We start from the raw sequence: 12,420 nt of genomic DNA on the forward strand, positions 1-12,420 counted from the left end.
ACTACGACCGGCCTCCCCCACACCACAACACGTTGGCGCTCCTTGTGGTCGAGCAGGCTCGACCACTACACCGGGGTACCCGCCACCATTTCCAGACCACGCGCACGGCGGATCAACCGCGTGACCGCGTTGCGCAGGTCATCCAGCACCGCATAGATCGTCGGCAGGAACAGCAGGCTGACCACCGTGGAGAACGCCAGGCCGCCGGCAATCGCGCGCGCCATCGGCGCGTACTCCGGGCCGTTGCCGAACATCTGCGTGTTGGTCAGCGAGATCGGCACCATCGCAAGGATCGCCGTGCCCATCGTCATCATGATCGGGCGCAGGCGCTCGCGTGAACCCTCAACCAAAGCCTGCGTTCGGCCCATGCCGCCGCGCCGCAGGTTGTTGATGTGCTCGATCATCACGATGCCGTTGTTCACCACCACGCCCATCAGCACCAGAATGCCGATGAAGGACATGATCCCGAACGAGGTGCCGGTGATCCAGAACAGCCAGAACACGCCGAAGATCGAGAACAGCACGCCGCTCATGATCGCCGCCGGGAACAGCAGCGACTCGAACACCGCCGCCATCACCACGTAGATCATCACCAGCGCGATCAGCAGGTTGAACACCATCTGCTGCATCGCCTCATCGTCGTTGCCGTAGTCACCGCCATCGAAGGTGAAGCCATAGCCGGCCGGGAAGTTCATCGGCTTGAGCACCGACTCCATCGCCTTGCGGCCATCCGGCGCGGTGACCTTCTCGGCCAGGTTGGCCTTGATGGTCAGCGTGGTCTGGCGGTTGGTGCGTCCGATCTGGGTGGCCGACGAACCGACGTCGACGGTGACCAGGCTCAGCAGCGGCACGCTGCGGCCGTCGCCGGTGCGCACGCTGAAACCGGCCAGGTCTTCCGGGCTGCTCTGCTCGGCGCCGGCGAAGCGCACCCATACCGGTACTTCGTTGTCACCGCGGCGGAACTCGCGCATCGGTGCACCGCGCAGCGCCAGGCCGACGAAGCTGGCCACCTGCTCGGCATTGAAACCGAACGCTGCGGCGCGCTCACGATCGACACGCACCTTCAGCTCGCCGCCCTTCTCGCCATTGTCGATGCGCACGTCGCGCAGCTCGGCGCGCTGGGCCAACAGCGGCACCACTTCCTGGCCGATCTCCTGCAGCATCGAACTGGAGTCGCCGACCAGCTGCACCTGCACCCCCTGGTTGCCACCACCACCGCCATCGCCGCCCTGGTTGCCAACGAAATAGTCGGTGCGGGCGGACTTCGGCAGGCCCTTGCGCAGCTCTTCCTGCAGCGCCTTGATGTCCTTGGCGTACTTTTCGTCCAGGGTGACCACGGTGGAGCTGCCTTCCTGCTCGCTGTACCAGGAATAGACCTGCTTCACGTGCAGGCGCTCACGGTTCTGGTCGATCCAGTTCTCCACCCGTGCTACTTCATCGGACATCTGGCGGTAGGTGTAGGCACCCTTCCACATGTAGCCGATGAAGATGTCCTTGCCACCGTCACCACCAAACATGTCGATCTTGGTCAGCTTCATCGGCACCAGGCTGACCAGCACCACCAGCAGGATGCCGAGCAGGCTCCAGCCACGATGGCGCAGCGACCAGTCCAGCAGCGTCGCGTAGCGGCGCTGCAGGCGCGCGATCATGCCGGTCTGCGAGTGCACCAGCTTCGGCGTGGCCATGCGCGCGGACAGCATCGGGATCAGGCTGACCGCAACCAGCCACGAGGCCAGCAACGAGACCGAGATGGTGATCGCGATCTGCGCCATGAAGATGCTGATGTTGTTGGTCTCGCCGAACAGGTTCGGCACGAACACGATGCAGTGGCACAGCGTGCCGGCGCTGAGCGCGATGGCCACGTTGCGGGTGCCGATGATCGAGGCCAGGCGCGGCTGCCCCGGCATGCGCTCGCGTTCCTGGTAGATGCTTTCCACCACCACCACGGCGTTGTCGACCAGCATGCCCACCGCCAGCAGCAGGCCCATCATGGTCAGGATGTTCAGCGTCACCCCGACGAAGTACATGAAGCCCAGGGTGATGGTGAAGCAGATCGGGATGGCCAGGGTCACCATCAGCGTCGACGGCCAATGGCGCAGGAAGAAGAACAGCACCGTGATCGACAGGATCAGGCCGACCGCACCGGCCTCGGCCAGTTCCAGCAGCGAGGAGGTCACCGCCTTGCCCTGGTTGTCGATCACCTTGATCTGCACGTCGCGCATCGACGCTTCCGCACGGATCGATTCAACCTCGGCCAGTGCCGCGCGCGACACCTCCACCAGGTTGGCGCTGCGCTCCTTGAAGATGTCCAGGCCAACCGCCGGATTGCCATCGAGGCGGCGCCCGTAGTTCATCCGCGCCGGCTTCAGGCGCACGTCGGCGATGTCCCCCAGGCGCAGGCCCTTGGCGTTGATCACCAGGTCACGCATCTCCTGCAGGTCGGTGATCTCGCCCACCGGCTGCACGCGCACGCGCTGGCCGTTGTCGTCGATCTGCCCGGCCGAGATCGAGAAATTCAGCGTGCGCAGGCGCTCGCTCAGCTCATTGATGCTCAGGCCGTGCGCGTTGAGGCGGTTCGGATCAATGGCGATCTCCACCTCGTTCGGCGGCGCGCCGGTGATGTCGACGCGGGCCACGCCGGGGATGCGCTCGATGCGCCGCTTGAACTCGCGGTCGAGCATGTCATAGGCGGTGGTCAGGTCGGTGGTGCTGGCCAGGCGCACCTTCAGCACCGGCTGGTCGCTGCTGGACCACTTGAACACGTTGTAGCGCTGCAGGTCGTCAGGCAGGTCACTGCGGATCGCATCGATGCGCTCGCGTGCATCGGAAGCGGCAATCGCAATGTCACGGTCCCAGTCACTGAATTCGATGTAGATCAGCGCCGCCTCGGAGGTGGCCGACGAGCGCATGCGCTTGATGCCGGTCATCGTCGCCAGCGATTCCTCGACCGGGCGGATGATGGTCCGCTCCACTTCCTCCGGGGTCGAGCCGGTGTACGGAATCTGCACGAACAGGAACGGCGCAGAGATGTCCGGCAGCGCTTCCAGCGGCAGCCGGAACGAAGCGATCAGGCCGATCACCACCAGCGACACGAAACACATGATGGTGGTGACCGGACGGCGGATGGAGAACTCGGCCACACTCATACCGGTTCCTCCACACCTGCCGCGTTGCCTGCGCTGCCCGGCTCGATCCCGCCGGCATGCTTGCGGCCGCGTTCGCGGTAGTAGGCATCGCCACGGCGGTCCATCAGGTCGTAGACCACCGGGATCACCAGCAGGGTCAGCAGGGTCGACACCAGCAGGCCGCCGATCACGGTGATCGCCATTGGCGCGCGCACCTCAGCACCCTCACCCATCGCCACCGCCAACGGCAGGAAACCGAACAGCGTGCACAGCGTGGTCATGATGATCGGGCGCAGGCGCGAGCGCGCACCTTCCACCAGCGCCTCGTGCTTGGCCACGCCAGCCTCGCGCAGCTGGTTGACCTTGTCGATCAGGATGATCGCGTTCTTGGTGACCAGGCCGACCAGCAGGATCAGGCCGATGAACACCACCACCGAGATGGGCTTGCCGGTCAGCGTCAGCGCCAGGATCGCGCCGACCAGCGCCAGCGGGATGGTGAACAGGATCACGAACGGATGCAGCAGCGATTCGAACTGCGAGGCCATCACCAGGTAGACCAGGAAGATCGCCAGGCCGAAGGCGAAGATCAACGACTTCGCCGCCTGCGCCAGTTCCTCGCCCTGGCCACCAATGTGCAGGCCGACGCCCGCGCCCAGCGGCTGCTCGGCGACCATCTGCTGCACTTCGCGCATGGCTGCGCCAAGATCGATGTCGCGCAGGTTGGCCGAGACCACGGCAACGCGGGTCTGGTCGGCGCGGTGGATCTCGCTGGGGCCAGTGGTGGCGACCACATCGGCCACCGCGTCCAGCGTGACCGGACGGGTGCTGCCCGGGTTGACGATCAGCCGGCGGATGCTCTCCACGCTGGCGCGGTCGCCTTCCTGCGCACGCACCAGCACGTCGATCTTGCGGTCACGGAAGCTGTAGCGGGTGGCGACATCGCCGCGCACCTTCTTCACCACCACGTCGGCGATCTGGCGCGTGGTCAGGCCCAGTGCACCGGCACGCTCCTGGTCGAAGCGGATCTGGATTTCCGGGAAGCCTTCTTCCACCGTCGACTTCACGTCGGCGTAGTGCGCGTTGCCGCGCAGCAGCGCCGCCAGGCGTTGGCCGGCCACTTCCAGCGTGGCCATGTCCTGCCCGCGCAGCTCGATTTCCAGCGGCGTGGAGAAGCTGAACAGCGCCGGCCGTGCGAAGTCGACCTGTGCCCCCGGATGCTGGCCCATGGTGTCACGCAGGCGCTCGGTGATCTCGGCCTCGGTGCGCGCATTGCCACCGCCTTCCATCACCACGGTCAGCTTGCCGATGTTCTCGCCGCTTTCGGTCGGGCTGGCATCGAGGCGGGTGCCGCTGCCGCTGACGCCATACAGCGAGGCCACGCCCTCGCCCTGGCCGTGGGCCAACTGCAGCTCGCGCACCAGCGCATCGGTCTGCTTCAGCGGCGTACCGGCCGGCAGCTTCACCGTCATCTCGAAACGGTCCTGCGCCAGCTGCGGGATCAGGTCGGCACCGAGCATCGGCACCAGCGCCATGGTCGCCACGAAGATGATCGTGGCCACGCCCAGCACCTTGCCCGGGTGCGCCAGTGCGCTCGGCAGCAGGCGCAGGTAGCCACGCTCGGCACCGGCGTAGGGCTTCATCGCCAGGTCGCTGGCCTTGCGCATCACCGGGCCCACCACGGCCACTACGCCGCGCCACAGCCGCACGATCAGCCAGGCCAGCGCGTAGAAGCTCCAGCGCGCGGTCGCCACGGCACCACGACGGCCCAGCGCCACCGGCTTCTGCCAGCGGTTCTGCGGCTGCCACGGCGCGTTCGGCGCTTCTTCCGGGAACGCCAGCGGCGGCCGTCCCTTCAGCGAGCTCAGCATCGGGATCAGGGTCATCGACACCAGCAGCGAGATCGCGATGGCGATCGCCACGGTCAACGCCTGATCGCGGAACAGCTGGCCGGCGATGCCATCGACGAACACCAGCGGCAGGAACACTGCGATGGTGGTCAGGGTCGAGGCAACCACGGCCATGCTCACTTCGCGGGTACCGGCGATGGCCGCCTGCAGGATGCCCAGGCCACGCTCGCGGGCCTTGGCGATGCTCTCCAGCACCACGATCGAGTCGTCCACCACCAGGCCGGTGGCCAGTGCCAGGCCGCCCAGCGACATCACGTTCAAGCTCAGGCCGAGCTGGCCCATGAAGAAGAACGTGGCGATGATCGAGACCGGCAGCGACAGGCTGATCACGAACGTGCTCCAGCCATCGCGCAGGAACAGGAAGATGATCAGGATCGCCAGCAGGCCACCGATCACCGCATCCTTCTTGACGTCGGCAATGGCGTGCTCGATGAAGCGCGACTGGTCCTCGATGGTGGTCATCTCGACATCGGACGGGAACGTGCCCTTGATCTGCTCCAGGCGCTTGCGCAGCGCTTCGGCGGTGGACACGGTGTTGGCGTCACCTTCCTTGTAGATCGCCAGCTCCACCGATTCCTTGCCGCCCAGGCGGATCACCGCTTCGCGCTCCTTGTAGCCCTGGCGCACGGTGGCCACGTCCTTCAGGCGCACCGGCACACCATTGGCGACCACGCTGGAACCGCCGCCGGACGATGCGCTCTGCGCCGCCGAGGCCGCCGCGATGGCCGCCGCCGAACCGGTCGACGCGGCAATGTTGAACATCTGCTGCAACGCCGAATCAGCGGCACTGCCATTGGCGGCCTGGGTGGTGACCAGCAGGTTGCGGATCTCCTCCAGATCAGCGAACTGGTTGACGGTGCGCACCAGGAAGCGCTGCGAACCCTCCTCCAGGCGGCCGCCGGAGATGTTGATGTTCTCGTCCTTCAGGCGCTTGATGACGGTGTCGATCGGCAGGTTCAGCTGGGCCAGCTTCTGCTGGTCGATGTCGACCTGGATCTCGTCTTCCAGGCCACCGCCGACCTTGACCGCGGCCACGCCGGTGACCGGCTCCAGCTTCTTCTTCAGGTCTTCATCGGCATAGCGGCGCAGGCCGGTCAGCTCGCGGACCGCATCGGCATCGCTGGTCGGCGCCACCTTGTTCGACAGCACCAGGCGCATGATCGGCTCGGTGGACGGATTGAAGCGCAGCAGCACCGGAGCCTTGGCCTCCAGTGGCAGGTTCAGCGCTTCCATCTTGTCGCGCACCTCCAGGCTGGCCTGGTCCATGTTGGTGCCCCAGGCGAACTCCAGCACCACATCGCTCTGGCCGGTACGCGAGACCGACTTCAGCTTGCGCAGGTTCTTGACCACGCCGACCGCTTCTTCAACCGGCTGGGTAATCAGGGTTTCGATTTCGGTCGGCGCCGAACCGGTGTACTCGGTGCGCACGGTCAGCGTCGGGTAGCTCAGGTCGGGCAACAGGTTGACCTTGAGGTTGCCCAGCGCGATCAGGCCGAACAGCAACAGGGTGACCGTGCACATGGCGATGGTCACGCGGCGGCGGGTGGCGAACTCCACCAAGCCGCCGCGCATGCCGGCGGCGGCGCCGTCGCTCGCCGGCGAGGCACCGTGGTCGTGGCCCGGGGCGGTCATTGCGTGCTCCCGGCCTTGTCTGTCGGCTTGGCGGCCGCCGCGACCGTCTTCGGCTTTGCCTTCGGATCGGCGATCACCTGCACTGCGGTGCCGTCGCGCAGCGCGACCTTGCCGGCGGTGACCACCTGATCACCGGCCGCCAGGCCATCACGGATCTCCACCCACGGGCCCTCGGCGTAACCCAGCTTGACCGGAACGCGTGCGACCTTGCCTTCGCGCACCCGGAACACCGCCGGCTCACCATCGTCGAGCAGCGCCAGGCGCGGCACCACGAGCGCATCGGCGCGCTGGTCGTAGTCGATGCGGATGCGCCCGAACATGCCGGGCTGCAGCGCGTGCGCGGCGCCGTCGAAGGCACTGACCACGCGAAACGTGCCGCTGCCCGAATCCACCACCGGCGCGATGCGATCGACGGTGCCGGTGAAGCTCTGCCCCGGCAGCGCATCGGCGGCCAGCGTCACCGGCTGGCCGGCGCGCAGCGTGGCCAGCTCGCGCTCGGGCACATTGAGGGTGGCTTCCAGCCGCGAGTTGTCGACGATGCGGAAGATCGGTGTGTTGATCTGCACGAAGTTGCCGGTCTTGATCGAACGCGAGGCGATCACGCCGGAGATCGGCGCCACGACGGTGGTGTAGGACAGCTCCAGCGTGGCCAGGCGGTACTGCGCGCGGACGTTCTCCAGGTCGAAGCGCAGCTGGTCGACGTCTGCAGCGCTGACCATCTGCTGGCCGACCAGCTTCTGCGCGCGCTGGTAGTTGTTTTCCAGCTTGCGCATCTGCGCTTCGCTCTGTGCCACGGCCAGCCGCGCACGGTCCGGGTCCAGACGAACCAGCGGCTGGCCGGCAGTGACCCGCTGGCCTTCTTCGACCAGCACCGCCAGCGCCACGCCGGAGGTCTTGGCGACCACCTGCGACTCGGCACGCGGCTCCAGCGCGGCGGTGCCGGTGTAGCTGGCGGCGACCGCGCGATGGCTGGCCACGGCCACTTCGACCGGGACCGCGTCGACCTTCTTCTCCTCCTTGGTCTCGGCGGCCTTGGCTTCGGAATTGGGCCCTGCGGCGCAACCGCCCAGCAGCAGGGAGGTGGAGATCAGCAGTGCGGCAGCGCAGATTCCGCTGCGACGGCCGGACAGGAAGGTTGGGTGCGACATCGTCAGATCCCTGGAGGATGCGTGGACAGGTGTGGTAGCAAAGTAATGCACCACTTCACGGCAACACCATATCCCAAAGGTCATGGTGCCTTCACGCCGCTGGTCGGCCTCCCCCCATTTCAGCTAGATGAAACCTGAGGCTATACTCGGGGCGTTCCGTACCCCACGCCGGAACGACCAGACCCGAATCCCCGGAAACGACACCATGCGCCCGCAGCCGCTCGCCGCTTGTCTCGCTCTGGCCGTCCTCCTGCCCCTTGGGGCCGCCGCACAGCCCGCTCCTGCTCCTGCCACACCCGCCCCGGCCCCGGCTCCCGCCGCTGCCCCGGCGCCTGCCGCCCCCACCGGCAACTTCGACAATGGCCGTGTCCTGGCCTACACCTGCCAAGGGTGCCATGGCATCACCGGCTACAAGAACGCCTACCCCAGCTACCGGGTGCCGAAGATCGGCGGCCAGACCCAGCAGTACCTGGCCCAGGCCCTGACCGAATACCGCCAGGGCAAGCGCCGGCATCCGACGATGCAGGCGCAGTCGATGAGTTTCAGCGAACAGGAGATCGCCGATCTCTCTGTTTACCTGTCCACCGTCAAGTAAGGCCCGCCCATGTCGAAAGCCGCGCATCCGATGCGTCACGCCATCGCCCTGTCCGTTGCCCTGCTGCTGGCGGCCTGTTCACAGTCGCAGGTGGAGAACAGCGAGAAATCCGCCGCCGACCCGGGCCATGCCAGCGGCGAACACGGTTCATCGTCCTCCGCCGGCCTGCCGGCAGGTCGCGAGGCCGCCGGTGAAGCCCGCGCCAAGGTGAAGGGCAAAGCCACCAACCAGAGCTGCATCGACTGCCACGGGGCCGACGGCAACGCGCCGATCGATGCGACCTACCCGAAGCTGGGTGGGCAGTACGGTGATTACCTGGCGCATGCGCTGCAGGCCTACCGCGCCGGTGACCGCCAGCATGCGCTGATGACGCCACAAGCGAAGGACCTGAGCGATCAGGACATTGCCGATCTGGCGGCGTACTTCGGCAGCCGACCGAGCCAGCTGAGGGATCTGCACGGGGTTAAATGACCGCCTGCGCGGATCATGACGGCTGCAATCTGATGCGTTCATGGGCGTTACTTTTCTTTGCGCGCAAAGAAAAGTAACCAAAAGAAACGCTCCGCCGTCCGCGAGCCGATGCTGCGCACCGGTACCCTGCGCTCCTCGGCCCACCGAGGGACGGCGCGGGAACTCGCTGCGCTCAGACACCCGCGCCTCTTCGCCCTCGCCGGACCTGCGGTGCTCGGCTCGCTTCAAGGCGGAATCAGATCAAAAGCCACAGCCGCCCGCCGGGCGAGACGGCCGTGGCAGACGCTCAGCCTTCCAGCTCTTCCCATCGCGCGTACGCGGCATCCAGCTCGGCCTGCACCTTGGCCAGCTGCTGGGTATGCGCGGTCACTTCGGCGCTGCTGCGGGTGTAGAACGACGGGTCGTTCATCGCCGAGGTCAGCCCTTCGACATCGCCTTCCAGCTTCTCGATGGTCTTCGGCAGCTGCTCCAGCTCGCGCGCTTCCTTGTAGGCCAACTTGCGCTTGGGCGCAGCGGGGGTCGCAGCCGCCGGAGCGGCCGGTGCAGCGGTCGCTGGCTTGGCAGCCGGGGCCGCAGCAGGTGCAGCCACGCTGGCCGCATAGCGCTGCCAGTCGCTGTAGCCACCGACGTACTCGCCGATCACGCCGTCGCCTTCCATCACCAGCGTGGAGGTCACCACGTTGTCGATGAAGTCACGGTCATGGCTGACCAGCAGCAGCGTGCCGGTGTACTCGCCCAGCAGCTCTTCCAGCAGCTCCAGGGTTTCCACGTCCAGGTCGTTGGTCGGTTCGTCCATCACCAGCAGGTTGGATGGCTGCGCGAACAGCTTGGCCAGCAGCAGGCGGTTGCGCTCGCCACCGGACAGGCGGGTGATCGGCGCACGCGCACGTTCCGGGGTGAACATGAAGTCCTGCAGGTAAGCATGCACGTGCTTGCGCTTGCCGTTGAACTCGAGGAAATCGCGGCCTTCGGCCACGTTCTCGATCGCGCTCCAGTCTTCGCGCAGCACCGCGCGGTACTGGTCGAAATAGGCGATCTGCAGGTTGGTGCCCGCGTTGACCTCGCCCTTGGCCGGCTGCAGTTCGCCCAGCAGCAGCTTCAGCAGCGTGGTCTTGCCGCTGCCGTTGGGACCGATCAGGCCGATGCGGTCGCCACGCAGGATGGTGGTGGTGAAATCGCGGACCATGGTGCGCTCGCCGAAGGCGAACGAAATGTCCTTGACGTCGATGACCTTCTTGCCGGAGCTGACGCCTTGGGCAGCTTCCATCTTGACGTTGCCACTGAGGTCGCGGCGCTGCGAGCGTTCGGTGCGCATCGCCTTCAGGCGGCGCACGCGGCCTTCGTCGCGGGTACGACGGGCCTTGATGCCTTGGCGGATCCAGACTTCTTCCTGCGCCAGCAGCTTGTCGAAACGGGCGTTTTCCTGCGCCTGCGCGTTGAGGCGTTCCTCGCGGCGGCGCTCGTAGTTGGCCCAGTCGCCCGGCCAGCTGGTGACCTGGCCGCGGTCGATCTCGACGATGCGGGTGGCCAGTGCACGCAGGAAGCGACGGTCGTGGGTGACGAACACCACGCTGCCGCTCCAGCCCTTCAGGAACGCTTCGAGCCAGTCGATGGCTTCGATGTCCAGGTGGTTGGTCGGTTCGTCCAGCAGCAGTACGTCGGGGCTGGACACCAGCGCGCGGGCGAGCAGCACGCGGCGCTTCATGCCGCCGGACAGGCGGCCGAACTCGGCCTCGCCGTCCAGGTCGAGCTTGGTCAGGGTCTCGCTGACGCGCTGGTCCAGGCCCCAGCCGTTGGCGGCATCGATCTTGGCCTGCACGTTGCCGAGGGCTTCGCCATCGAATACTTCGGCATGGCTGAGGTGGTGGAATTCGGCCAGCCACTGGCCCAGTTCGCCGAGGCCGTCGGCCACAACATCGAACACCGAGCCGGCGGCGCCATGCGGCACTTCCTGCTCCAGGCGGGTGACGCGCACCCCCTGCTGCACGCGGACTTCGCCGTCATCGGGCTTGTGGTCGCCGGACAGCAGCTTGAGCAGGGTGGATTTGCCGGCGCCGTTGCGGCCGATCAGGGCGATGCGTTCGCCCGGCTCGATCGACAGTTCGGCCTTTTCCAGCAACAACGGGCCGCCGACGCTGAAGTCGACGTTCTGTAGGGTAATCAGAGGCATCCGGATATTGTACGGGTTGGGGGCGTCGGCCGGGTTGCACCCGGCACCCGCGGTAGTGCCGGCCGCTGGCCGGCAACCTCAACGGCAACGGCAGAAGCTGGTTTCCTGAGGGATGGCGGGATGGGTCCGGTTGCGGGGGCCGCTGCAAGTACGTCCATGTAAGCTCGGTCGCCGCATCCATGCGGCTCACGCCCCCGCAACCGGACCCATCCCGCCTTCGACAGATTTCTGCGATCTGTCGGAACGGCATTCTGCTCTGGTGGGTGGCGACCTTGGTCGACACGGTAGATCCACGCCATGCGTGGATGAGCGCTGCAAGAACTGTCGATCGGTCGGGGTCGGATCCCGTTGCTGCGCAACGGGCTCTGACCCCTTCGTGGAATTCGCGCAGTGCAAGACGGATCCCTGCTACTGCACCTCCCCCAGCAACGCCTGCAACCCCGGCAGCCATTGCTTGCCGGGGTGGCGTACCAGCCACAGGGTGCGCTGCAGGGCGGGCAGCGGGGTCTGGAGCACGCGCAGGCGGCCCAGGGCCAGCGGCTCTTCCAGCGCGTGGCGCGAGAGGCAGGCCAGGCCGAGGCCGGCAATGGCGGCCTGCTTGATCGCTTCGGTATTGCCCAGCTGCAGGGTCTGGGCGAAGCCGCGCAGGTGCGGCAACAGCGCCTGTTCGACCGCTTCGCGGGTACCGGAGCCCGGCTCGCGCAGCAGCCAGCGGGCGCGGCGGAGTTCATCCAGCGACCAGCGCGCGGGGGCGTCGGCGGCGCCGACGATCACCAGCGGATCCTGCTGCCAGGCGGTCACCTGCAGCCCGCGCTCGTGGCACGGGCCTTCGATCAGGCCGGCGTCGACGTCCAGTCGCTGCACGGCGGCGACCACGCCGGCACTGTTGTCGATGCGCAGGTCGACTTCGGCCTGCGGCGCCTGCCGCAGCAGTTCCGCGATGCGCGGCGGCAGCAGGTAGTTGCCGATGGTGGTACTGGCGGCCAGCACCAGCCGCAGCGGTGCACCCTGCGACGGGTCGCCGCCGGCAGCCAGCTGCCGCTCCAGATCGGCGGCATTGACCAGCAGGGTACGCGCCGGCTCCAGCAGCGCGCGGCCGTGGCCGTTCAGGGCCAGGCGGCGGCCGATGCGGTCGAACAGCGGGGTGCCGAAGTGCGCCTCCAGTTCCTGCAGGGCGGCGCTGCTGGCCGACTGCGAAAGCGCAATGGCCTGGCCGGCAGCGGTGGTGCTGCCATGGTCGGCGATGGCGACGAAGACCTGCAGCTGGCGCAAGGTCAAGCGCATGGCACTTACCTTCTTGATGGGTAGGTTTCACCCATATTATTCGTTTTACAGGTCAGCGACAGAGGCGCACGCTTGCCCCATCACTCCA

6 protein-coding genes and 1 pseudogene are annotated in these 12,420 nt (G+C 66.9%); 2 read left to right on the top strand and 5 right to left on the bottom strand.

Annotated elements, in window-relative coordinates; all coding sequences use genetic code 11:
- Positions 1–65 precede the first annotated feature (65 nt).
- The 3 genes and pseudogenes from VPH47_RS12285 to VPH47_RS12295 form a co-directional block, all read right to left on the bottom strand.
- Positions 66–3,146, bottom strand: a complete 3,081-nt coding sequence (locus VPH47_RS12285) for an efflux RND transporter permease subunit (RefSeq protein WP_110712020.1) — start codon at positions 3,144–3,146, stop codon at positions 66–68.
- Positions 3,143–6,598: pseudogene (locus VPH47_RS12290) on the bottom strand (efflux RND transporter permease subunit); the annotation flags it as partial. The gene VPH47_RS12285 and the pseudogene VPH47_RS12290, both read right to left, overlap by 4 nt.
- A gap of 62 nt (positions 6,599–6,660) precedes the next feature.
- Positions 6,661–7,812, bottom strand: a complete 1,152-nt coding sequence (locus VPH47_RS12295; RefSeq protein ID WP_368850926.1) for an efflux RND transporter periplasmic adaptor subunit — start codon at positions 7,810–7,812, stop codon at positions 6,661–6,663.
- A 205-nt stretch (positions 7,813–8,017) separates the two neighbouring features.
- On the opposite strand from VPH47_RS12295, the gene VPH47_RS12300 reads away from it, so the two are divergent.
- Complete coding sequence (locus VPH47_RS12300; RefSeq protein WP_005413034.1) at positions 8,018–8,407, top strand: c-type cytochrome; 390 nt, start codon at positions 8,018–8,020, stop codon at positions 8,405–8,407.
- Between the two features lie 9 nt (positions 8,408–8,416).
- Positions 8,417–8,878, top strand: coding sequence for a cytochrome c (locus VPH47_RS12305; protein ID WP_006430887.1), 462 nt, complete (start codon positions 8,417–8,419; stop codon positions 8,876–8,878).
- A gap of 286 nt (positions 8,879–9,164) precedes the next feature.
- Here VPH47_RS12305 and VPH47_RS12310 read toward each other — a convergent pair whose 3' ends face one another.
- Together VPH47_RS12310 and VPH47_RS12315 are read right to left on the bottom strand one after the other, a co-directional pair.
- A complete protein-coding gene (locus tag VPH47_RS12310) occupies positions 9,165–11,048 on the bottom strand; it encodes an ATP-binding cassette domain-containing protein (RefSeq protein WP_180847809.1) in 1,884 nt (627 codons plus the stop codon).
- Positions 11,049–11,456: 408 nt separating this feature from the next.
- Entirely contained in the window at positions 11,457–12,332 is an 876-nt protein-coding gene (locus VPH47_RS12315) for a LysR substrate-binding domain-containing protein (RefSeq protein WP_110712014.1), read from the bottom strand.
- Positions 12,333–12,420: the final 88 nt, after the last annotated feature.

Origin of the sequence: Stenotrophomonas sp. WED208 (assembly GCF_040984485.1) — a bacterium.
In the GTDB taxonomy this organism is placed as follows: Bacteria; Pseudomonadota; Gammaproteobacteria; order Xanthomonadales; family Xanthomonadaceae; genus Stenotrophomonas; species Stenotrophomonas riyadhensis.